The sequence below is a fragment of the Acidisarcina polymorpha genome (genome assembly GCF_003330725.1).
Lineage (GTDB): Bacteria > Acidobacteriota > Terriglobia > Terriglobales > Acidobacteriaceae > Acidisarcina > Acidisarcina polymorpha.
Window position 1 is genome coordinate 557,813 of the sequence record NZ_CP030840.1, and the last position, 22,750, is coordinate 580,562.

General features: G+C 56.3%; 15 protein-coding genes. 8 read left to right on the top strand and 7 right to left on the bottom strand.

The window, feature by feature from the left end; translation table 11 throughout:
* Positions 1 to 46: 46 nt before the first annotated feature.
* Positions 47 to 2,158: an RNA-directed DNA polymerase gene (locus ACPOL_RS02495; RefSeq protein ID WP_114205658.1), complete on the top strand. Its 2,112-nt coding sequence runs from the start codon at positions 47 to 49 to the stop codon at positions 2,156 to 2,158.
* Between the two features lie 526 nt (positions 2,159 to 2,684).
* Here the strand turns inward: ACPOL_RS02495 and ACPOL_RS02500 are convergent.
* The 3 genes from ACPOL_RS02500 to ACPOL_RS02515 all read right to left on the bottom strand — a co-directional run bounded on the left by ACPOL_RS02500 (position 2,685) and on the right by ACPOL_RS02515 (position 7,551).
* A complete protein-coding gene (locus tag ACPOL_RS02500; RefSeq protein ID WP_114210566.1) occupies positions 2,685 to 3,758 on the bottom strand; it encodes a hypothetical protein in 1,074 nt (357 codons plus the stop codon).
* A 996-nt stretch (positions 3,759 to 4,754) separates the two neighbouring features.
* Positions 4,755 to 6,491, bottom strand: a complete 1,737-nt coding sequence (locus ACPOL_RS02510) for a DUF885 domain-containing protein (protein ID WP_114205660.1) — start codon at positions 6,489 to 6,491, stop codon at positions 4,755 to 4,757.
* 250 nt (positions 6,492 to 6,741) lie between these two features.
* The gene (locus ACPOL_RS02515; protein ID WP_114205661.1) at positions 6,742 to 7,551 is read right to left on the bottom strand and encodes an SDR family NAD(P)-dependent oxidoreductase; all 810 of its coding nucleotides are present in this window, start codon (positions 7,549 to 7,551) and stop codon (positions 6,742 to 6,744) included.
* Between the two features lie 130 nt (positions 7,552 to 7,681).
* Here ACPOL_RS02515 and ACPOL_RS02520 point away from each other — a divergent pair, with 130 nt between their 5' ends.
* From ACPOL_RS02520 to ACPOL_RS02535, 4 genes are all read left to right on the top strand, one after another.
* The gene (locus ACPOL_RS02520; protein WP_114205662.1) at positions 7,682 to 8,335 is read left to right on the top strand and encodes a TetR/AcrR family transcriptional regulator; all 654 of its coding nucleotides are present in this window, start codon (positions 7,682 to 7,684) and stop codon (positions 8,333 to 8,335) included.
* Between the two features lie 352 nt (positions 8,336 to 8,687).
* A complete protein-coding gene (locus tag ACPOL_RS02525; RefSeq protein ID WP_114205663.1) occupies positions 8,688 to 9,446 on the top strand; it encodes an SDR family NAD(P)-dependent oxidoreductase in 759 nt (252 codons plus the stop codon).
* Positions 9,443 to 10,627: a TCR/Tet family MFS transporter gene (locus ACPOL_RS02530; protein WP_114205664.1), complete on the top strand. Its 1,185-nt coding sequence runs from the start codon at positions 9,443 to 9,445 to the stop codon at positions 10,625 to 10,627. Before ACPOL_RS02525 ends, ACPOL_RS02530 begins: the two co-directional genes overlap by 4 nt.
* Positions 10,628 to 11,108: 481 nt before the next feature.
* Positions 11,109 to 12,080 carry an ArdC family protein gene (locus ACPOL_RS02535; RefSeq protein ID WP_236657181.1) on the top strand — a complete coding sequence of 324 codons (972 nt, stop codon included), beginning with the start codon at positions 11,109 to 11,111 and terminating at the stop codon, positions 12,078 to 12,080.
* A gap of 351 nt (positions 12,081 to 12,431) precedes the next feature.
* On the opposite strand, the gene ACPOL_RS02540 is transcribed toward ACPOL_RS02535, so the two are convergent.
* Entirely contained in the window at positions 12,432 to 12,620 is a 189-nt protein-coding gene (locus ACPOL_RS02540; RefSeq protein WP_114205665.1) for a COG4705 family protein, read from the bottom strand.
* A gap of 164 nt (positions 12,621 to 12,784) precedes the next feature.
* On the opposite strand from ACPOL_RS02540, the gene ACPOL_RS02545 reads away from it, so the two are divergent.
* Positions 12,785 to 13,213 (top strand): GNAT family acetyltransferase, encoded by a 429-nt coding sequence (locus ACPOL_RS02545; RefSeq protein WP_114205666.1) that lies wholly within the window; start codon positions 12,785 to 12,787, stop codon positions 13,211 to 13,213.
* Positions 13,214 to 14,066: 853 nt separating this feature from the next.
* Here ACPOL_RS02545 and ACPOL_RS02550 read toward each other — a convergent pair.
* Both ACPOL_RS02550 and ACPOL_RS02555 read right to left on the bottom strand, forming a co-directional pair.
* A complete protein-coding gene (locus tag ACPOL_RS02550) occupies positions 14,067 to 15,701 on the bottom strand; it encodes a GMC family oxidoreductase (protein ID WP_114205667.1) in 1,635 nt (544 codons plus the stop codon).
* Between the two features lie 91 nt (positions 15,702 to 15,792).
* A complete protein-coding gene (locus ACPOL_RS02555; protein ID WP_114205668.1) occupies positions 15,793 to 17,217 on the bottom strand; it encodes an aldehyde dehydrogenase family protein in 1,425 nt (474 codons plus the stop codon).
* Positions 17,218 to 17,977: 760 nt separating this feature from the next.
* Here ACPOL_RS02555 and ACPOL_RS02560 point away from each other — a divergent pair.
* Positions 17,978 to 18,883 carry a LysR substrate-binding domain-containing protein gene (locus ACPOL_RS02560; RefSeq protein ID WP_114205669.1) on the top strand — a complete coding sequence of 302 codons (906 nt, stop codon included), beginning with the start codon at positions 17,978 to 17,980 and terminating at the stop codon, positions 18,881 to 18,883.
* Positions 18,884 to 19,539: 656 nt separating this feature from the next.
* Positions 19,540 to 20,613, top strand: coding sequence for an NAD(P)H-dependent flavin oxidoreductase (locus ACPOL_RS02565; RefSeq protein ID WP_114205670.1), 1,074 nt, complete (start codon positions 19,540 to 19,542; stop codon positions 20,611 to 20,613).
* A gap of 620 nt (positions 20,614 to 21,233) precedes the next feature.
* Here ACPOL_RS02565 and ACPOL_RS02575 read toward each other — a convergent pair.
* Positions 21,234 to 22,421, bottom strand: a complete 1,188-nt coding sequence (locus ACPOL_RS02575) for an MFS transporter (protein WP_114205672.1) — start codon at positions 22,419 to 22,421, stop codon at positions 21,234 to 21,236.
* Positions 22,422 to 22,750: the final 329 nt, after the last annotated feature.

Consider the following 22,750-nt stretch of genomic DNA (forward strand, 5'->3'; position numbering starts at 1 on the left):
CTTCGAGTGACGTAGAATCGTTTCGCTGCGCCGCAGGCAATCTTCTATGAATAAAGCCTCACTGATTTCCATCCGAAATCTCGATCTCGCCTGGGCGCGCATAACCACGGCGACGAATATGCAGCACAAGCGGATGTTCCGGCACCTGTACCAGGCTTACGAGCCGGGTCGGAAGCCGAACCTTGGGTTGTTACATGAGAAGTTGCATGGCGCATGGAAACCGACGAGTCCCATTCGGCTCTATATGCCGAAGGCTTCAAAGCTTCTCCGCCCGCTTTCCCTCCTCTCCCTGGACGACCAGATCGTCCTTCAAGCGATTGCCAATGAGGTCGCCGAGCAGATGGCAGCGCGGCGTGCCGCTGTCGAACGAAATGTCGTCTTCAGCAACTGCCTGAACCCTGATCCGAGGTCGATCTTCTTCCTTCAGGACTGGCGCCGCACCTATGGCGGGTTCTCGACGCGCCTCGGTCGTCACCTCATGGCCGGGAACCACTGGATCGCACATTTTGACTTGGCTGCGTTCTATGAGACTATCTCTCACCGTGCGCTGCAAAGCATCGTGGCTCCATCTGGTGGGAGCAGCGAAGTTTGGAAACTCATCCGGGACTGGCTGTGCGTTTGGACCTCTGGCGCCGGCGGCATCCCCGTGGACCATGGCATCCCGCAAGGGCCAGTGGCTTCGGACTTCCTCGCGGAGGTATTTCTTCTTCCACTCGACGAAGCGATGGTGAAGGCTGGAATCCCGTATATCCGCTACGTCGACGACATCCGCGTTCTAGCTCGCACCGAGGAGCAAGTTCGCAAGGCCGCAATCATTCTCGAGATGGAGTGCCGGCGCTGGAGCCTTATACCGCAGAGTTCGAAGTTTAGTGTGATGTACGCGGCGACGCTTGCAGACGCGCTAGGCACGCTTCCCAGCATCGCCGAATCAACGGGCAAGACGGACGACGAGGCCGAGCTTGACGATGATTCGGCGGTCGCAGTGTTCAACGACGCGGTTGGGGGCCGGCCGCTGCGAGTGAAGGACAAGAGCCGTCTTCGTTTCGTCCTCTACCGAGCGGGTGCATCACGGAAAATACTCGCCACGACCTTGAAACTTCTTCCTTCGCACCCAGAGCATATCGATGCCTTCGCGGCGTATTTCCAGAACTATTCCAGGTCGCGGCCGATCATGACCAAGGTTCAAGCGATGCTGACCCAAGGAGTTCTGTACGACTATGTCGAAGGCGAACTCTGGCTCTTGGCTGCTCGCTTGGGGAAGCCCAGCGATCTTACAGCGTTGCTGCCGATCGCCCGTCGGCGCGCCAGAACCGGACACCTCTCGTTTCCCATCCAGCGTGCACTTCTTGCTTTCTTCCTGACGTGCAGGAATGCTGGCGTCGTTCCCGCGACCCGCGTCCTCAACAAGCTCCGTACCAGTACCGCATATGTTCAGTCGCTCGTTATACCGCACCTCGCGGATGACGACTACGAGCGCGGCGGTGTGGTCGCTGACCTTATTGAACAGCACGCACCGGCTGCGGGGATGGTGCTGGCTGAAGAGTTAGTGCAGCGCGATATTTCTACGCAGAATTTGAGGTTACGAGTTAATCGGATCCCACCCGAGACCAAGAACGTCTTCAAGGGACTGGGTTTGATCGGCGCCACTCGCAATACGAGATTTGACCAGATTGGCGACGTGATCCGCACAAGATTCGGGCTGCGCTATTGGCGAGGCTGGAAGCCACTTCTCGATGCGAATTTTCAGCACGCGCTCAACCTGCTCCTGAACGCCGACAGCAAGTTCTATTCGGATAGGTCCGGCTGGCTCGCATCCCAGAACTCGTTCAACGATGCCGTCTTTCGCGCCTTCCAGAAGTATCTGGCGGACAACAACCTGGCTGGTGCCATGCCGTTGGTGGATGGGAGCGGGCAAAAACTCAGGACGTTCGGTCAGCTCCTGGACGCTAACGCCGCCTTCGCGCGCGAGTTTATCGCGATCGCGACGGCGCTCAGAGCTGCAAACGATCGCCGTAATCGTATTCCTGACAGCCATCCATTCGAAACCAAGGGTGGCAAGCAGACGAAGCACCTTCAATCGCGGGAGCGGGACGCATTGAAGGCACAGTTGGCAACTGCGTACAACGGCATCATGGATTTTCTCGATGCGCAGCCATAATGCGGCCCGAGGTTCGGTAGACCTCTGATTACGGCGTGACTTTGTGGATGCCGCTGTTGCAGCGTCCTCTGTCCGGCCGTTTCTCCAACTCATAATTGTTCTTGCTGTACTGCAATGGTTTCTGGAGAAGAGAGGCATACAGGTCTCCTTCATTCAACTGGGATAGGGCTGGGACGCGCTCCTATTAGTTGCACTGATCGTAATCTTCACGTTCTGCTTGGTTTCCCTATCTGGCATGGAGGATAGAGGGATCAAGGAAGCCCCGCTGGTCGTGATTGCCTTCTACTTCGGCTCCGCGAAAAAGAAGTGATCCACAATTCAGCACCCTTCTGCACCCATAGCGATTGAACTGCGAGTGCCTTGATCATTCGTTTCTGTGGGTTGCGAAATGGCCTGTTACAGACCTCTGCCGAACCCCGGCAGAGGTCGTAGACAGGCACTTCCTGCTCCGATTTCGATTGACGAGAACAGGCCAAGTCGCTCCTTGAGCAGTTTGAAGCAAACCCTAGGAATAGATCGTTATTGTTCACGTGACTCGGACTGCTTGGCCCATCCTTCCAAAGGCCTTTCTGGCCTCTTCGACGGCCTCGGGCTCCTCGTACATGAAGATTCGCCATTCCTCTTCATGTCTGGCAAAGACCAGTCCGCACTGGGCCATCATCTCGCAGATCAGATCGTAGATAGGCGCAAACACTTCGATGGAGTCCCAAGCAAATTCCCGTAGCCAGAGTTCATGCAGGATACGTTCAAGCCGGGTCATTAGGTCTTTGACGGACGGTTTCTTTCGGAAGATCTCCTCGAGGTGCGGCGTGCGATCCTTTAGACTCCGTTCTATTCCGTGGACGTGGCCGAGCAGGTAACCGGCGCAGATAAAAACATCACCGAAGATTTGCTGAAGTTCGCGAAACACATCGCCGGCGCCGCGCCCTTCGCGATGTGCCTTGATCTGTTCCAATGCCGCTGCAAAGCTGTCTTCGATCGCCCGGCAGAGAATCCCTTCAAACTCCTCTACCGCTTCCGGGCGAAACATCGCCGAGGACCGGCACGCAGCATATTCGCTCCAGACATCCATCGCCTTTAAGAAGGTCTGGCGCGAACGGTTGCCGCACTCCAGCGGCTTTCCATAGCTGTCGGGAAACATCCGGTAGAGATGGCTCTCGTGTTCCACATGCGCGGCTTCGTGGGCGATGCAGCCCAGCGCCAACCGCTGCATCTCCGGCTCCGGAGAGAGTGTCGATAACGCGAGACCGCGGCGCAACACGATATGGAAACGCAGGTCTCCCTCGCGGCGGACCGCAGCCGTCCGTGCCATCTCCATGACCTCCGGCTGTGGGTTCATCTCTAACGGAACCTGCCCTTGGGGAAGGTCTTGCAGGGCACACGCAGCCGCACGGCAGTCCGAGGTGACCGTCACGCCGTCCAACGCCTGCAACTCAATCCCGGAAAACGTGACGACGTAGAGTATTTCTTCGATGGCGACGGCCAGCGCGTCTTGTACTTCGGGTTCTTCAAAGCAGGAGAGATCAAGGCTGCATCGCTCCGGCAGCGGTAGACGTCCTCCACCTTTGGGCGCGAAGTTCAGTTCGCGAATAGCGCTCATCGCGGATACCCCGTCGCTCTCGCACATGGAATTGTCATGCGCACAAAGCCGTGCCTCCATCGCTTTTCTAAGGGCAACACAAATCCCGGGCCCTTGGAGACCGGCACGAAGCATTTCGGGGAAATATTATGCGGAACCAGCATAACTCCTCAATCAAAGGGGAGGGGAAAACGTCTGCGGTGCGCCCCCGCAAACAGCCCTATAACCCGATGTCGGGGAGTTCGAAAGCCGATAGACAGGCTCCTGCGGCCTTTAGCTTTAGGGGCCTGGACATACGCCACAGGCTCCCCGACGCCAAAAGGTCTAGGGAGTTGCTCAGAGCGCCCGGCGGCGCTCACTTGTCTATCGGGGTTTCGACACCCCAGAACGGTGCGTACCCGTTCCACCTCCATCATCGGTCATCTCCAATGCCTATGGCAATCGCCATCCAAGGGAGGGGTCTCCTCCCGCGCTGCGACTGCTCCGCATTCTTCGCTTCCCACCACAGCAGCCTGTTCCTGCCGCAAGGCGACCCTGACAATCAGGTGCGCTGCGCGCACGAATAGAAAACCAAACCTCGCTGAGGGCCGAATGTACCGGGATATGCGTTACCTTGTGGGCCTGAGACATCCGTTACAAGCCCCTTGCGGTGACGATGGATTGACTTGAAGGGCATGAAAAGACATACGTCCAGTCGTCGAGGCCGTGGGGATGTGGGGATGTGGGAATTCCGAAGGGATTCCAAAGGGGGTGGGAAGCCAGCTTCATGGCTTTCCATGCTTCCCACACGCTGTCACTTGCATGGGCTGTTTTTGTCAGATGACGTGGGAGCACTGGCTACACATCGAGCCGCAGCCGCAACGAACGCCTACTGTGATCGGTCGATGAGTGCCTTGGCGATTTCTCGCCAGCTGGACACGATAGCGGCTCACTTAGGATTGAAATATAGACGAAGACCTTATCGACGTAAGCAAGAAACATTGCTCGACGACTGGACCTCTGGCCCGCTTAGTCCAATCATTTCTGAGATAGTTCGTCGGCGATCCAGGCGGCCAGGTGAGAACGTAGTTCACCAAGAGGAACAACTCCCTCGTCCAGCACCGCACGGTTGAAGCGACGCAGGTCAAACCGAGCGCCTAGCCGCGCTTGCGCCTCGGCCCGCAGTGCTTTGATTTCCAGTCCGCCCGTGTCGTAGGAGGTAAGCTGTCCGGGCATCACGGCAATGCGGTCGATATAGTCGTTGGCCGCATCCGCCGAGAAGTGGCCGGAGGAAACCATGTAGTCCACCGCCTGCTGCCGCGTCCAATGGAGCGCGTGAAGGCCTGGATCGACGACCATGCCGCGCGCCGGCCACAGCCGGCGCATCACGGCAGCGTCCTCCGTATCGTAGATCTTGGCCTCTTCGCCCATAGTCTCCGCATACCGCGCCCACCCCTCTGCGTACGCGTCGTTATCGATCAGCTTAGACAACCGCGTTGCTGGTTGCAGTTGCCGTGCAAGGGCCTGCTGTAGATAGTGTCCGGGCACTGTTTCGTGAATCGTGACGATCTCCGCATCGGAGCGCGTTTCGGTACTCCAGTCACCCAGCTTAATCAGGAAGACAGCTGGTTTGCCGGGATCCGGCTGTCGTTGGAAACGAGACCCAACACCTGCATCCTCCTCAAAGGGTGATAGCGGCTGAATGACAACATCCTGCTCGGGCATCCCCGTAATGAGTTGCTCAGCCGTCACCTCCTTCGCCTGTTGAAGGAACTGCTGCGAGAAGTTAAGAAGGTCGTCCTTCGATCGGAAGTGTTCCACGGGGTTGCTTTTGATCTTTGCCACGATCTTCGGCAGGTCTGTACTGCCGTACTTCGCTTCTCCGATCTTTGCAATCTCCGCGACGTTCTCGCGCACCGTCTTCTCGCCAAGGTCGTAGATCTCCTCCGGTGTTCGCTCCAGCGTGGTACTTGAGCGAAGAAATGCTTGGTAGCAAGCAGCACCGTTAGGTAGATCGGAGATCGCGACGCCCTCCCTCGCCTTCGGCAGGTATTCCGTTTGAAGGAAGTCGCGGTACGACTTCAAGGCAGGATTGATCCGGTTTGCAACGATCTGGCGGAATGCGTTCTGAAAGGCAGCATTTCCACTTCGTTTCGCAGGCGAGTAGAAAACTGACTGCCGCGGGTCTACAACCACCAGAGTATTCATTTGCTGGATCACTCTGCGCACGACAGACTGCGGCACAGAGTAGTGGAGCGAGAGCCCAACTCGGAGATTGGCAATCTCCACATCCAGGTATTGGGGCATGCTCCGCCAACGTCGCAGGGCCTGCTTACGCTCCTCGGCTGAATCCACGGGCTGCCTTTCAGCTACCTCCGCAAACTCAGACTGCCAGCCATCAAAGTGGTTCACATTCCAAAGCTCCGTTTTGCATACTCGAAGCTGGAGATCGGATTCCAACCGCTCACGCAGATTTACATAGGTAGCGCGGTCTGATTGAGCCAAGCTTGCGACTGGTAAAGCGAGAAGCGCTGTGAGATCCTCGCGTTCCTCCTGGTCATGCACTGAAAGCGCCTGGGGGCTTCGGTCCGCAAAGTGGCTGTGGTCACGGGTGGGAAAGCCATAGGAATAGGCTAAGGTTGGATCGTACTGAAGTTGCTGATCTACAAAACGATCGGCAAGTTGGTTCAGCTTCGCAGCCGCCGTCTGTGAGTTACCACTCATGGGTATGAACAGCACGGCGAGCACGGCAGCTTTGACGGTCCAAGAGTCCATTGCATGAGCATACCAAGGCGTAAATCTCACTCCGTCCGGTGAAGGGGCACGGAAGGATTGCTCGGGCGAGGTCGCCGTAAGTCTATAGTCTTCTGCAGAGAGTTTGTTTGGTGAGCACAGGCCAATGCGCTCATCCTCATTCGTTCAATAAGTGATTCGGCGATTTATTGCCAGCCAAGACAAAAGATTTATGGAGCAGGATGTTCTGAGGACGACCGTACGTCCTCGGAAACCGCTCGGCGCGCGAAATTTAGCTGCGAGACGTGTAACGGGGCGCGGGCTGTGGCTGCTGCGATGCCGCGAGGAGTGTCTCAGACGCATCGACATACTTCTGCAGTAGGGTCTCGTCGTGCACGGAAGGTGCCGTGATGAATTCTCCATCATCCAACCCTTTCAAAGCGGCATCCACGCACGCTTCTGTATCCATGAGCGCGCCTTCACCAAGACTAGACATGGGGACACCCACGACGTCCCAGATCTCAGAAACCGTACCAGCGGGTGCGACGTACTGCAAGCGGATCTTCGTCTCGGCAAGCTGCAGCTTCAGGCCTTGCGTGAAATTCTGCACGTAGGCTTTGGTACCTCCATACGCCGGAACCCAGGCAAAGCCGGCGAAGCCGACCACTGACCCAATGTTGATGATGGTTCCCGTATTCCGGTGAATAAAATTAGCTAGGACCGCCTTCGTAAGAACGGTGAGTGCCGTCACGTTGAGTGCGATGAGATTGGTGATGGTTTCGACTGAGACCTGGGCAACGGGTTCGACACTGGAGGTGCCTGCGTTGTTCACGAGCATCGTGATCGCGGTATCGGCGCTGATACGCTCGGATGCTTTGGCCAATCCATCAGGGCCGGCGAGATCGACTGCAAGCACGTGAACCTGCACGGGGTAACGGGATTGCAATTCAGTGGCGATCGCCTCTAATCGGTCCTCTCGCCGCGCGACGAGAAGAAGATCGTAGCCGCGTGCGGCGAGGCGCTGCGCATACACCTTGCCAAGGCCTGATGATGCGCCCGTGACTACTGCTGTGCCGAGAGAACTTGGATTTGCCTGATTCAATTGAATGCTCCTGAAACATGGGTGCGGCGGAGCGCAGCCCGATCGGGTGCATTTTCCTACCGTACGGTAAAGGATGAACCCGGAGCCGCTTGGATTCACGAATTAAACCAAACGGTAGAAAATATCTCCGATGCCCTCTTTGCGGCGTCTAATTCTAACCATGGACCGCGAATCAAGACCGCAAAAGAAGACCGGGCCGGGGCGCCCGCGCAGCTTCGACCGCGAGATAGCCCTGCGTGCCGCCATGCTTCTTTTCTGGGAACAGGGCTTCGACGGAACGTCGTATACGGACCTCACAAGAGCCACCGGCATGAGCAAGCCAACGATCTATGCAACATTTGGGGACAAGATTGAGCTCTTCCGGAAAGCCATGACCTTCTATGCAGAGCAAGCGACGACGGTGTATCAGGAGGCTCTAGAACAGCCCACCGCGCGTGAAGCGGTCGAGGCATGTCTACGACTCGCGCGGGGACTGCACTACAAGACAGGGGAGCCCTTCGTCTGCTTCCTCGTGCAGGGAGCCCTCACAGGGAGTGCCGATACAAAGGAACTTCGCGCTGAGTTAGGCGCGCTACAGCGGCAGGCTACACAGCTTTTGCAGAAGCGTCTGGAACAAGGAAAGCGAAAGGGTGAACTCCCGTCAGGAGCAAACACCAAGGTCATGGCGGAGTACTTCACGTCGATTGTTACGGGGCTTTCTGTCCAAGCTTCTAATGGTGCATCTACTCGCGACCTGCATCAAGTTATCGAAATGGCAATGGCGACATGGCCAAGTAAGGCTTAAGAGATCAGACCGGCAGGTTTCGACCGGTGACTACAGGCCAATGCACATTTCCAGCGCGGCCTTTCTCAACGAGTGACTCGGGGATTTGACATCTATCCAAAACCTCATGTTTTGAAACGAGCGTGGTCGTTTGTCCTGTCACCCAGCCGTCGTGTCAGTGCTACACTAGTTGTGTCGGAAAAGGCAGACTTGGTTTGGTAAGCCCAAGTCCTTCTGGAAACGGAAGCTCTGATCATCTGCTTCGTGCAAATGATCCCCACGACGAACAAAGGACGCAAAACGTCCACTTTGTTCGTCCGTGTGGTTCTGCAACCGACGAACCGCTCAGGTCGAACACCCCGAGGAGCGGTTCATGCAAAACAATACTTCCATTTCATCTTCATCCACAGCAATGATCACCGGAGCGAGCCGTTGTGTAGGCCTGGGCTTCGCAGTCGCTCGCCAACTAGCCGAGCAGGATTTCCACGTCATACTGGCGGCGAGAGAACAGAATCAGGCGGAAGTGCTCGCCGACGAACTCAGAGCAGAGGGCCTGCAAGCAAGCGCGCTGCGTCTTGACCTGGCAGACTCGGCCAGCATCGCCGATGCCGCCGAACGCCTCGCCGGCATGATCGACCATCTCGACGTGCTGATAAACAATGCAAGCGCCATGCCGGATTTCGGTTCCCGCTCGGCACTCGAAATGGATTTCGATGCACTTCGCTCCATATTTGAAGTGACTTTGTTTGGTTGCTGTGCGCTTACTCAGGCGCTTCTACCGCTTCTGAAGCGCGCCTCTGCAGCCCGTATCGTCAACGTATCGAGCGCAGCTGCTAGGCACATTGCGGACCCACAGCCGGGGCCGCTATTCTCGCCAGCGTATTCCCTTGCCAAGTACACGCTGAATGCATGGACGGCCACAACCGCCGCGGCACTGTCCGATACGCGCATCCTGGTCAACGCAGTGGATCCCGGCTCCGTGGCCACTCATCCTGAACGGGGCGAGGACGAAAACGACCGATCTCCGGCAGAGGCCGCAAAAGGCGTCGTCTGGGCTGCCACACTCACTTCGGATGGTCCGACAGGTGGACTCTTCTACGACGGCGAACCCGTGGCCGGTGCTTCCCGATGAAGAAGCCGCTTGGTGTGATCTTTGCGGCTGTAGCCCTCGACGCGGTCGGAATAGGTCTCATCTTCCCGATCCTTCCACGCCTGATCGAAGACGTGACCCACACGCGCGATGTCGTCTCTTACATCGGGCTTCTGACGGCACTCTACGCCGCGATGCAATTCGTGTTCGCCCCTGTCGTAGGCGCACTCAGCGACCGTTTAGGCCGTCGGCCGGTATTACTCGCTTCCCTTGCCGGAGCTGCTATCGACTACCTCTTGATGGCCTACGCGCCTTCGCTTTGGCTGCTAGTTGTGGGACGCGCTATCTCTGGGCTTACAGGCGCGAATATGTCGGTTGCGACCGCCTACATCACTGACATCTCACCGGAGGACACGCGAGCGAAACGCTTCGGCGTGTTCAATGCCATGTCCGGTATCGGCTTCATACTCGGTCCCGTCCTGGGCGGCGTCCTCGGGGACCATTGGGTGAGGCTCCCTTTCGTCGTTGCTGCGGGGCTGAACGGAGCAAATTTCTTACTCGCGCTTTTTATCCTTCCGGAGTCGCATGTCCCGAGCGGTGAAAGGCTTCGGCTTGCATCACTGAATCCATTGGAGCCGCTGCGATGGGCTTTATCAATGAAGACTCTCTTGCCTGTCATTGCAAGCTTCTTCCTGTTGAGTGGAGCTGGCGAAGTATACGGAACGTGCTGGGCTTTGTGGGGCAATGATGTGTTCCGATGGAACGGCTACTGGATAGGCTTATCCCTTGGTGCATTCGGCATCTGTCAGACCATAGGCCAGGCCTTCCTGCCCGGCCCCGCCACTCGGTACCTTGGCGAGCGGCGAACTCTTCTTGGCGGCATTGCCGGAGCCTGCCTTGCACTTGTGGCGATGGCCTTCATGCGGCGGACCTGGATGGTATTTGCTGTCCTGCCGGTCATTGCTCTTGCTGGGGTCGGAACTCCCGCACTGCAATCACTCTCGACTCGCTTGGTCACCCAGAAGTTACAGGGGCAATTTCAAGGTGTCCTGGCTGCGGCGATGAGCATGGCGTCCATCGTCGGCCCACTCCTGTTCTCGACGTTCTACATGGTTGTCAGAGGTCGCTGGCCGGGAGCCATCTGGCTATTTGCAGCGATAGTGAATATAAGCGCAGTTCCGGTCGTACTCAGGCTCCGATTCCGGTCCACCAGCCTGGCATAGATCCCGAGTACACATTCATTCGACGTGATGGGTGAAAGACGCTTGGCTTTCGGACGAAAGGGTAGGCGCGGCGCAGGTCCGCTACTGACATTTCTCCCCTCTAATAACTCGGCAGAAACTGCAGGCGTTGATCCATGATCTGAGGCTCTTTCCAGTGCATACGACATGGTCGTATGTGCCCAAATGCCTAAAATTTGTAGCCGTCGCGCTCCGCTGTAAACCATGTCTTCGGTCTTGCGTGTAAACCATGTCCCCGGTACCTCCTGAGGGCGCCGCCCTGGCGCAGCGCAAGGGGTTTCCCAACAGTCTTCCTCGCTGCGCTTGTGCAGACCTTCGCTTCGCTCGTCCTCCGCTCTGCTCCGGATGGGAGATACCCCTCCCCTTGCGCTTTGCCGCCCCGCCTTCGCCAGGAGGCGTTCGGCATGTAGGTACATGCCACGCATGGCATGAAAAGCAAAAGCAACCGCAAAGGAGACACACCATGAGCAGCGTAGCCACCACCATCGACAGCAAGAAGCCCACCACCAAACAGGAACTCATCACCGCCAATATCAAGCTCTTGATTGAGCAACTAGAGACAGGACATTCCGAAGCCCTCACCAACTACCTCAGCGCCATGAGCCGCTTCCATAAGTACAGCTTTGGGAACGTGCTGGAGATCGCGCGGCAGATGCCCACCGCAACCCGCGTTGCAGGGTTCTGGACCTGGAAGAACCTCGGCCGTTTCGTTAATGCAGGTGCTAAGGGCATTCGCATTCTTGCTCCCATTGTTGGCGTTCGTCGCAGGAAGGACGAGGAAGCAGAAAAGGACATCACCAAGCAGAACACCCGCACTCTGCTTGGTTTCAGAAATACCTACGTCTTCGATATCTCGCAGACCAACGGCGTAGACCTGCCTGAGTTGCGCGAAGTTTCGGGCGACCCCGGCGAGAGCATTGACCGTCTCGCAGCCTTCCTCAGAGCGCAGGGCATCCAGATCGACTACAACCCGAAGATTGCCCCCGCCTTGGGGATGAGCTACGGCGGACGCATCGCTATTCTGCCCGGTCAGTCCAAGGCGGAAGAGTTTTCAACGCTCGTGCATGAAGCAGCCCATGAAATGCTGCACAAGGCGGAGCGACGCACGGCAACCACCAAGACGATACGAGAGCTGGAGGCTGAGTCCGTGGCCTTCGTTGTGGGTAATGCGGTTGGGTTGGTCAACGACAGCGCTTCCGCCGACTACATCCAGCTCTATCAGGGAAACGCTTCGTTGTTGGCCGAGAGCTTGGAAGTTATCCAGCAGACGGCCAGCGTGATTCTGTCAGCACTTGAGCCGACGATGGAAGCGAGATTGTCAGACCTCAATGACACCGAAATGCCTTATGGTGCTCTGGAAGAGGAGGATGGCGGCAAGAAGACCATCCTCCCCAGATTGCAAAAGGCCGGAGGTTGGAGAGACCACCGCGAATGACCTCTTCTGACGCCATGTAACCTTTCGGTCCGATCCGACTTGCTCGTGAATTAAGCGATTCGGTTCGCGACCGATGATCCAACATAGTTCGCGCTCGCCTCGGGACTCATCGACGAGATCTGCTAGCCTTATACGAAAGCCTCCGACATGCCCAGCCCGGTGAGCGCCGCTCAAATTCGAACAATGCAAGCATGGTTCTGGGCAGTCGTTATGATGCTGCGCGCTGCCGCGACTAACCTGGCGGATCTTGCCACATCAGGACGCTAACGAAGAGAGGCACCTTATGGACGTGCTCCAAGAAAGTCTCAAGTCAGAGACCGTTGCCTAGACCTTGGCCGTCTCGGAAAGAAGTCACTGGCCTGCCGTTGTTCCGGCCGCCCGTATGGCGACAATCGCGGACCAGTAGGCGAATTTGGATGTCCATCGAGTCCTTCTTCCCATGGCGAGCACAACCGCGAAGAGTGCGCCTAGTACGAGCGTGGCGCAACCGGTTCCAAGGTGAAGCTCTTCCGCCGACCAATCTCCGATGGTGGTGCCCAATCATTTTCTGGAAGCCAAACCAGCAGTCAATCATCAAGTAATAATTAGATAAGTGTCGTTCGTGAAAGGGTCACGATCTCCGCTTGTTTCCCAATGCCTAATCCACTCATCTTACGACCGGATCACCGAAAACTTAGGCTTGACTGACAGGAGAGCTAGATTCGATGCCGATAAGAACAGCCAAAGCAACAGACGAAGCCGCCGTAGTCCGTTTGTGGAGCTCGTGTGAATTGGTGGTCAGCTACAACGATCCTGGACTGGATTTTATGAACGCAGTTTCCTCTTCGTGCTCTGACGTATTGGTTTACGAGAGTGAAGACGATGAGATCTCAGGGGCGGTGATGGTCGGCTATGACGGACACCGTGGGTGGCTTTACTATGTCGCTATCGCGCCCCACATTCGAGGGAATGGTATCGGACGAAAGATGGTGGAAGCTGCAGAACATTGGCTGCGTGCTAGAGACGTGTCTAAAGCACAGCTCCTCGTACGGGATACGAATCCAAATGCCGTTAGTTTCTACGAGCACCTGGGATTTGAGTCGGCTCCGCGTGTGGTCATGGGCAAGTGGCTGAATAAGCTGAATCCGTCTTAGTCAATGGGCTGCTTGCTCCCACTCGAGAAACTATCATCTTATTCGAGATGGATTAGCAGGAATTCGCCGCTGTTCAGAGCCAGGCCACTGATCGTGTCCATTCACGGCGATACCTGACGCGGCAAGGGGAACCAGATCGTGTCTGGCCCCCTTGAAGATCCGAAGATTGGACAAGGTAAAGGAACCGTCAACGCCCTTCAACGCCACTGAAGCAGCGTAGGACGCTGAGGCAGATCAAACGTCACACATAACGTTGCGTCGTTACTGACACCTGAGCCCAATGATGTCTGAAACGACTACGGAATACGCAGTCAAGTCGTTGTATGTACAGAGAGCGTAGGACGCGTTCCCCTGGAATGCCTCGACCGGGAAGGTGTCAGGTTGACCATCAATAACCGTAGGTTCGCAGGCCCTGTCAAGATCGCAGCCGGTTAGGTCTTGTGCCCACAGCGGGTTGGGGCCTCTGTAGAGCATCCGATCAGCACGAGATGCGAAGCGGAACACCAAAAGGAATACCCCGAACGTATTTTCGTCATCTCGTTCGGCCGAAGTGTTCTATACGCAAAAAGCTCTGGAACGACTGTCAGTTTTTTCGGGGACCGTTGTGAAACCGCGGCGCACCGAATGATTCAAAAGCCCGTTCGATCCAGGACCACGGCAGGCCGTTAAGAGCTCTTTCGCTTTCTCCGCTACTATTGAACAGACAACAGTCGCTGAGGCTGCTCGTTGCTCCGATCTCGGCTTCGATTGCTGTATGCGATCCTCGTCGGGTGGTTCATCCTTCCGTTGGACCCCGCGAGGCCCAATGAAATTGGCCTCGATGATCACAGAAGACGACGTGTGGCTCTCCACCTTATAGTTGGTAAGCTTTTTTAATCATCTCTCCGGCGCGTTCCCCGATGACGACACAAGGCGCCATCGTGTTGCCCGTAGTGACCCGCGGGAGAATAGAGCCATCTGCGATCCTCAGGTTGTCGATCCCGTAAACTTGAAGTTGTGCGTTGACGACCGATTGGGCATCTCGGCCCATCTTTGCAGTGCAAGTCTGATGCCGATAGTTGGTGCAGTCATTACGGATAAAATCCTTCAGGTCATCTTCTCCAAGATCATCTGGCATTGCTTCTCTTGTTACGAAGGGTTTGAGAGCATCGGTCATGCCTATCTCTCTGCAAATCGCCATGATTGCCAAAGCCGCTTTCATGTCCTCTGCGTTGGATAGAAAGTTGGCCTCGATGCGCAGCGGATCGAGCGGATTTGCTCCTGTTAAGTGAACCTCTCCGCGGCTCTTTGGATGTAGCAGGATGCTGGAGAGTGTCCAGGAGTTTGGAGACGGATGAAACCTCTCCTGATTCTCTGGACTGGTGAAAGGAACGAGCAGGGGGAAGATCGCAAAGTCAGGCGTTGCCATGCCGGACTCGCTTTTCCCGAACACGACCGCCTCCCCCAGAAAAGTGGCGCCTGATAGCAGTGGTTCCGGGAGTTGAAAGACCCGTCCAAATGAGGGATGATCCTGGAGGTTTCTGCCCACACCTGGAAGATGCTCCACTATAGGAATGCCAAACTTCCCGAGTTCGTCGCTGTCACCAATGCCTGACTGCATCAGCAGTTTCGGTGTATTGAGGGCGCCTAGAGAGAGCACGACCTCTGAAGCGGCCATAATACGGCGAGTCTTGCCCTCGTAAGCGAACTCTACCCCCGTGGCCTTCTTGCCTGCAAAGAGAATGCTCGTGACGAGTGCCCCGGTAAGCACAGTTAGGTTTGGGCGGTCCATTACGGGGTATACGTAAGAGCGGAAGACAGACTGCCGTCGACCCTCCCGAATAATAAGGTCGGTGCTTGAGCATCCTTCAGCAGCTTCCATCATGCTGCCATTCGGGCTGTCGAAACGTGGTATGCCTACCGCCTGTCCCGCTTCGAGCACCGCCGCATTCAATGGGTGCAGGGTTGATGTGTTGCGAACATACATGGGCCCGGCTAAGCCACGGCGCGCGATGTCCGGCGCCCCTTCATAAGTTTCAATTCTTCGATAAATATCAAGAACCGATTCGTAGCTCCAGGCTGGATCTCCCGATTCTTCAGCAAAGAAGTCCCAATCATTCTTATGGCCGCGCGCCCAGACCATAACATTGATGCTGGAACCACCACCCAGTGTCTTCCCCATCGTAAGCGGAACGCGGCGGCCATTGACATATGAACTTGGCTCAGCTTGATACCCCCAATCCCGCTCGCTTCCAAGATTTGTTACCCACTGTTGGGGATCCATCACCTGGGGAATATCATCCGTGCCTCCAGCTTCGAGCAGGAGAACGCGTACATGTGGGTTTTCAGCCAGCCGTCTGACGACTACGGAACCAGAAGAGCCGGATCCGCAGATGATAAAGTCGTACCACGTCTGCAGCGCAGCAGCGAGTCGACTCTGATTGGCTCGGACGCGTTGAGCAAAAGCAAACGATGATTCTTCCGAGGCTATCGGCAAAGTATCTGGCATAGAAATTCCTTGACCTTGATATGCTGACTGGTTGGGGCAACGCGCTGGGAAAGGGGGAAAGCTCAAGATATTGATCGACGGCTTGGAGAGGTCAACCTTGCGGCGCTTCGTTGATAACGGTCACTTGGGTGAGTTCAGTCAGGCCTAATTGGCCCCATTCCACACCTATACCCGACTGCTTCGCGCCGCCAAAAGGGATATGTGGACCAAAGTTTACGTGCTGGTTGATCCAAACAGTGCCTGTTTGCATCTGCGATGCAAGTTTCCGCGCGCGACTCACATCCTTGGTCCAGATTGAGCCACATAGTCCATAATCGGACCGATTGGCTCGGACTAATCCGTCCTCGGCGCTTTTGATACGAACCACAGGAAGGATGGGCGAGAACTGTTCCTGATCGACTAACTCGCTTCCGTCTTCGATGTCACGGACCACTGTTGGCGCAACGAAATAGCCGGCACCGGCGCTAAATGTTCCTCCCGCGACAACCCTGCCATCGCGATGAGCGACATTCAGAAAGTGACGGGCCTTTTCAAACTGAGCGGTATTCTGAAGGGGGCCCATCTGTGTCCCCTCATCCAGCCCATTGCCAACAACGGCCTTGCGAGCAAGCTCCGCAAGACACTCACAAAGTTCATCGTAGATCTCACCTTCGGCATAGACGCGTTTGATCAACATGCATCCCTGGCCGGCGTTATAAAAGGCTGCGTTATAGATCTTCTGAGAAGCGTTAGGTACATCGACGTCCTTCAAAACGATTGCCGCATCATTTCCACCAAGCTCCAGGATGAGACGCTTCAACCGTGCCGCGCCATTCGCCATCACTTTGCGACCCGTCGCAGTGGACCCTGTGAAGGACACTACTGCTACGTCAGGGTGAGAGGTTAAAAACTCTCCGAGATCATTCGCATCCACAATGACGTTCACGACTCCAGCTGGAAAGATATGGAGCGCCAGTTCTCCCAGCATCAGTGCGCAGATGGGCGTCGTCGGGGCCGGTTTAAGTACGAATGTGTTTCCAGTCATGAGCGCGGCGGCCAGCTTGGCCGTTGGAGTCACTAGGGGAAAATTCCAGGGGCAAATTCCAACAACAACACCTAAGGCCTTCCGATAAACCTTGATGCTGCCTTCTCTGTCTTCCTTGATCGTTTCAATTGGAATGGTCAATCCTGCGAAATGCCGAATATACGCCTCGGTGTAGGCAACCTCGCCAATGGCTTCTTGCTTTGGCTTGCCCTGTTCGCGGACCATCACTTCTGCAAGTTCGTCCGCACGAGCCCGAAACGCATCCGCAAAAGCCAGAAGAAACTCTTTCCGTTTCTCCCAGCCCAGTGCCTCCCAGCCCGGCTGCGCTCTCTTGGCCGCCTGAATTGCGGCTTCAGCTTGGCCCTGCGAGGCTGCTCCAACATCGGCGATCGTCTCGCCTGTCGCAGGATCGCGCACTGGCATCGAGCGCTCTCCTTCCAACAGTTTGCCGTCTATCAGCATGCGAGTGGCGAAAGATGTTTTCTGGGACATAGTTTCCTCTTTGCTAAATAAATGTTTTCTTCCGCGTCTTTATACGGGGCTACGAAGCCTTCCTCAGGGGCGGCTGTCGGTTCGCATATGGAATCGGCACCCATTCGAAGTCCGTTCCGGCTCAACCAAAGTGCCCGACGTCCGAGAATGGAAGATGAGGCACAGCGAAAAGGCAACGGCGGTCCGCCAATATCGAGAGTGCCTGTTATCTCTCCGCTGCCGCCGTAGCCGGATCGACGTCATAGTGATGATCGTCTCTGGATCCGGGGCTTGTGCGGACGCCACATGGATGATCTCCCTGATGAAGACGACATTTTGCTCGAGGCTCTTTGACCTGTAGAAGACGCTTCCTGGTGTATGGCCCGGATGCCCTATTCTGCGGCTTAGACATGAATCCATCCTTTTCGAAAAGCTAAGGCATATCGCCCGCGGAGGTGCTAATAGTCCCGTCGCAACTAATCGACTCCTCGACTTCCTGAGTCCACGAGTCGTGGCGGTCGCGCTATACGCCATCCATCTAGCATTTCGATGCAAGAGAGATAGAGCTGATCCATACCTTCAATGTTCAGTTAGGTTCAGAAAGGGTATAGGTTGCATCTTGCTCTGCGCGCCTTGGACCGACTAAGAGCCTGATGCTCACCGGAAAGATCAGGGCCCTCGCCGCCGTCTGAGTGGTATAGCGAGATAAGGCCGCAGGCCGGCCCGCGGTTCTCCGCCGATCTGTCGGCGGCCACCGAACCGACGGCGTAAACTAGAAGTGATGGAAATCGCCAACATAGAGTTGCGGCACCTGCGGTATTTCGTCGCCGTCGCGGAACAAGAAAGCGTTAGTCGAGCGGCGAAGCGGCTGCATGTCTCGCAGCCTCCGCTGAGCCGCCAAATACGTGATCTTGAGGCCGAGTTGGGCGTAGCTCTCTTCGTAAGAGATTCAAGACGTCTGATCCTGACTGGACCAGGAGAGGTGTTCTTAAGCGAAGCTCGAGCCGTCTTGCAGCGATTTGATGATGCCTTGGTCCTCACAAGAGAGTTCGCCAAGCGTGACGGAATTCGGATCCGAGTGGGTCACTCGTCCGCTGCCTCGGTCGAGGCCCTACCGAGGATCCTGCGAGCATTCCAAAACTTGCATCCTGAAGCAAAGATCGAGCTTCGTACGATGACGACGAGTCAGATGATTAAGTTGACCAACCGCGGGGAACTCGACATCTGTCTGACCATAGGTGAAATTAATCCCGGTCTGAAGGACTTTGCTGTAGAGGAGATCGGTAGTTACGGAATGCTAGCCGGAGTTCCGCGCCAGCACCCATTAGCGCGGCTAGACAAAATTCCTTTGGGCGATTTAGCTCACGAACCGATCATTTCGGTCACGCTCTCCGACTTCCAGTGGTACAACGGCTATGTCTCTCGGCTGCTTACTCCGTACAACAACTCGTTCAAAGTGGCAGAGGAACACGACCGTGCCGAAGGCGTTATAGCATCCGTAGAAGCCGGACGGGGCGTCGCGCTCTTCTATGACGTTTTGGCCCGGACAATTGGGGAACGATTAGTCCTCCGGGAAGTGACGCCAACTCCGCCTCGCGCTCCCCTCGTGCTTTTCTTTCGGGATGATAGACGCACACCTCTCACTGCGAGTTTCGTCAAGGCGGCTCATGTCCTAAGAGCCATCTGAATCTATGCGAGACCGGTTAGGCATCGATATTGCTAGCTAGGTTCTTACTTCTTGATCACGTTATCCGTCACTGGTGGCGGCTGCAGAAGCTCCGGCCGCTGCAGCGATCGTCTCGGCTTGTTGCTCTTAGAATGAGACGCCGCTCCAGTCAGAAAAGCTTCCAAGAATCGGATTCCTCGGTAACCGAAATCTCGGAAACGACTCACATCTAGCTTACTGGCGCTAAATCAAAGCTGCGTTTAGCAGATCCTTGTCAATGCGGGACCTTTCACATGATCATCGTGATTCATGAGTTGCAGTGAGCTATCAGTTTGACCTCGTTCAAAGGCTAGACATCCCGGCACTAGCCCCTTAGGAACTCTTGAGAGCGTCGAAAGCTGGAGATGATGCATGGGCCGCAGCAGATTAGCAGCTCATCTGGAGTAACCTGCTATTCCCGAAAGGGGAAGTACTCAGCCCGAACCCTCTCTACAAACGAACGTTCGTGATGATCCTTCCGCCCTTCTTATCAATGAGCGTTTGCTAGGTCCGAATCGATTCTGAAGTGTTTACGGTTTCCTATAATCCGACTTCCAGCAAACAGCGCCAGCCGGGCGGAATGATCGGTGATCGATGAAACGTTTGTGAGGACTATTCCCGGCTGAGACAATACTTTTATGATCGAACGTACCCTTGATCGTGCGTGCAAATTCGCAGCCTCGCTCGATGCTGCAATACCAATCCTAATGGCACCGATGGCTGGTGCTTCGCCGGTATCTTTGGCAGCGGCAGTTTCCAACGCGGGTGGAATGGGGGCTTGCGGAGCGCTTTTGCTGTCTCCGGCATCGATAGCCTCCTGGGCTGAGGAGTTTCGAAGCGAGAGCGACGGGCCGTTTCAGATGAACCTCTGGGTGTCCGATCCGGCCCCGATCCGTGACGCAGCATCGGAACACCGTCAGCGCACCTTCCTCAGCACCTGGGGACCGGCTGTCCCTGCCGAATCAGCCGATGCCCAACTCGAGGATCCTCAGGCACAATTGCAGGCCCTTCTTCAGGCCAGGCCAAGGGTAATCTCTTCCATCATGGGCCTCTTCCCGCCCGCTTTTATATCAGAGATGAAGGCTCACGGTATTCTCTGGTTTGCGACCGCGACGACGGTCTCCGAGGCTCGCGCAGCCGCGGCCGCTGGAGCGGACGCGATTGTGGCTCAGGGGGCGGAAGCGGGCGGCCATCGTGGAACGTTTCATGCAGCCGAAGCTGAGGCTGAAAGTGTCGGACTGTTCGCTCTCCTGCCCCAGATTTGCGACGCTGTGTCTCTCCCAGTGATCGCTACCGGCGGCATAGCGGATGGCAGGGCCATTGCAGCAGCTCTTGTCTTGGGTGCAAGCGCGGTCCAGATCGGCACAGGCTTTCTGCGCTGTCCTGAAGCGAAGATCCATCAGGCGTACAGCGACCGACTGGCGAGAACGGAAGCGCATCACACCCGCCTGACAAGGGCATTTTCAGGCCGTACGGGCAGAGCTATTCGAAACCGCTATGTCGAAGCGGCTGCAGCCGACGATGCTCCGGTCCCCGCGCCTTATCCCGTCCAGCGTGCGCTCACGCGCGGAATGCGAGATGAGGCATTCTTCACGAACGACCCCGAACGCATGCAGATGTGGGCCGGTCAGGCCGCGCGATACGCGAAGGCTGAACCCGCGACGACGTTCGTACGCACGTTGTGGAACGATGCTATGGATCGCTTCCGCTAAGCTTCGTGAGATTGATATCTGCGTGTTCATGATCCTCCTTGTTAGACGCCACCACGATCTCGCTACAAAGCCTGAGCAATCCAGCGGCGGGCGATATCTTTACTCGGGTTCTTGCCACTTACCGCCCACTAAGCTACCTATCCAAATGTCGCGGTCGGAACGAATCCTTGGTCGTGTCGCTGCGAGTCGGGACGCAGCTAGTTGCGAGTGCTTCTGGCGGAATACAATCTCGATTGGTCTTACCGGGGTGCCATATGGCGTAATATGCCAGTATCATGCGTATTTCGGCGCGTTTCTCTCGCGACACCCGGAGTTGGCCAGCCAGGTGCCCAGCAACAAGGTTCAGTTGTCCCGTTTACGCGTTTGGCACTTCTTCAATGGGCGCCTTTGGACCGAGATGATACTTATGGAACTGGTCAATGTGATCGGTGAGTAGGCGCTTCAGGCTCCGCCCACCATTCAATTGATGTTCGAGCCCCTGACTAGACCGCCCTTCTCCACAATCAAAGTAGTGAAATTCCAGAGACACCTGGCCCCTCGATTGTGACTTAATCGTCCAGACTCAAAGCTACCCAATCTCCGGCGTAATGAAGATTACCATTCTCCATACAGCGATCTCATTAGCAAACGACCCCTGGTCGTTTGAGTCTGGGCGAGAGGATAAGCATCAGTGGCACAACCGCCAGCGCCGTGATAGCCGGCGCGACTTCCGCGCTGATCAAGCCAACCGCATCGCCCACACGACCGTAAAGCACTGGCGCTAAGGCACTCGATCCGAGAATGCCTGTGTAGAAAAGGGCAAAAGCTCGCTCAATCTTATGCGGTTCCACTAGCTCTGGAACCGTGCCGTAGAGTACGGATGACGTGCCATTGAGCATGACGCCGAGCAGGGGTAAAAGGATCAGGCTCGATCCGAGAGGCAAAACCAGCAGCGCCAAGATAGCTGCGGCTGTACCGACCTCGGTGGCGAGCACCGTTGCCAACAGTCCGAGACGCACGCCGAGCCAACCACAGACAGCCTTGCCAAAAGCTCCGCCGATGAAAACGAATGACAAGGCGAGCCCGACGGTCGTCAGGGGTGCACCCTTCGTTTTGAGAAGAAAAGGCAGGAACAATAAAAAGCCCATGCGGGCGGCGGTATCTAAGATACCTATGACAAAAAGCAGTTTGAAGCCACCCCTTCCAGGAGTCTCTAGATTAGGTGCTGCGACGATCTCCAATTCGGTTGGAGGGGCCGGAACTGGCGGCATCAGCCAAAGGATAGATGCGGCAACAAGCAGGCCTAGGCCGGCGGCCACCCATAATGTCGAGCGCCAGTGCATCACGGTCAGCAACAGAGAGAGGAGTGGCGGAAGCGTCGCTTTTCCCAGATCACCCGCGAAATTGTACGTGCCGAGTGGACCTCGCGCTTTAACGCCATAAGCGCGAGAAACTGCGGCCGAAGCAAGCGGATGCTGCGTGCTACCGCCAGCACCGGCCAGCGCGAGTGATGCACACAATCCCACGAGACCGCCCGAGAAACCGACCAGAGCATAGCCTGTAGCACAGAGAATTGTCCCGAGCGCTAAGACAGTCCGCGCGTTAAGGCGCTTAGCAAGATGGGCGGAGGGGATTTGGAAAGCCGCTAGGATGCCTACATAGAGTGCGCGCAGAACCGCAAGCGCGACATAATTTAGCGAGAACTCCGCCTGCCACACCGGTAGGAGGACGTAGATCATATCCGTGTAACCGTCGTGCAGTGCGTGGACAAGACTGGTGAGCGCAAGTGTGCGCCGCGGCCCCTGTGTCTCAGTGACGCTAGAAACCATGCCGCGTTCCTCTCGATCAGGATTGATCAAATCAGTAGTGGTCACCGCGTTGTGTGCGCGGCCAAGAAAATTATCAGATGGCTCTGCAGAGGCTATCTAGAACAATCTTGCGGTCGCTTAAGTAAGCTCGACCGCCGTGCATCTCTGTGTCATCCGGCAGCGCATACCTGAAACCCCTGCACTCAGGGACTTCGGCGGACGCCTTTTGAAGTCTTCCTGATACTCAACTGGGTCATCCAGTAAACCTTCCTGAAGTGCCTTCAAGAATGGCTTTGGTTGGACAAGCTCAGAGAGAGTGAAGTATCGGCGAGTGACCAACTTTCCGAAAT

Excerpts from the sequence above, each read along its gene's own strand:
- ACPOL_RS02575 (WP_114205672.1), bottom strand. The coding sequence starts at position 22,421 with ATGGTTTCTAGCGTCACTGAGACACAGGGGCCGCGGCGCACACTTGCG.
- ACPOL_RS02560 (WP_114205669.1), top strand. The coding sequence starts at position 17,978 with ATGGAAATCGCCAACATAGAGTTGCGGCACCTGCGGTATTTCGTCGCC.
- ACPOL_RS02495 (WP_114205658.1), top strand. The coding sequence starts at position 47 with ATGAATAAAGCCTCACTGATTTCCATCCGAAATCTCGATCTCGCCTGG.
- ACPOL_RS02520 (WP_114205662.1), top strand. The coding sequence starts at position 7,682 with ATGCCCTCTTTGCGGCGTCTAATTCTAACCATGGACCGCGAATCAAGA.
- ACPOL_RS02525 (WP_114205663.1), top strand. The coding sequence starts at position 8,688 with ATGCAAAACAATACTTCCATTTCATCTTCATCCACAGCAATGATCACC.
- ACPOL_RS02550 (WP_114205667.1), bottom strand. The coding sequence starts at position 15,701 with ATGCCAGATACTTTGCCGATAGCCTCGGAAGAATCATCGTTTGCTTTT.
- ACPOL_RS02500 (WP_114210566.1), bottom strand. The coding sequence starts at position 3,758 with ATGAGCGCTATTCGCGAACTGAACTTCGCGCCCAAAGGTGGAGGACGT.
- ACPOL_RS02545 (WP_114205666.1), top strand. The coding sequence starts at position 12,785 with ATGCCGATAAGAACAGCCAAAGCAACAGACGAAGCCGCCGTAGTCCGT.
- ACPOL_RS02530 (WP_114205664.1), top strand. The coding sequence starts at position 9,443 with ATGAAGAAGCCGCTTGGTGTGATCTTTGCGGCTGTAGCCCTCGACGCG.
- ACPOL_RS02565 (WP_114205670.1), top strand. The coding sequence starts at position 19,540 with ATGATCGAACGTACCCTTGATCGTGCGTGCAAATTCGCAGCCTCGCTC.
- ACPOL_RS02510 (WP_114205660.1), bottom strand. The coding sequence starts at position 6,491 with ATGGACTCTTGGACCGTCAAAGCTGCCGTGCTCGCCGTGCTGTTCATA.
- ACPOL_RS02555 (WP_114205668.1), bottom strand. The coding sequence starts at position 17,217 with ATGTCCCAGAAAACATCTTTCGCCACTCGCATGCTGATAGACGGCAAA.
- ACPOL_RS02535 (WP_236657181.1), top strand. The coding sequence starts at position 11,109 with ATGAGCAGCGTAGCCACCACCATCGACAGCAAGAAGCCCACCACCAAA.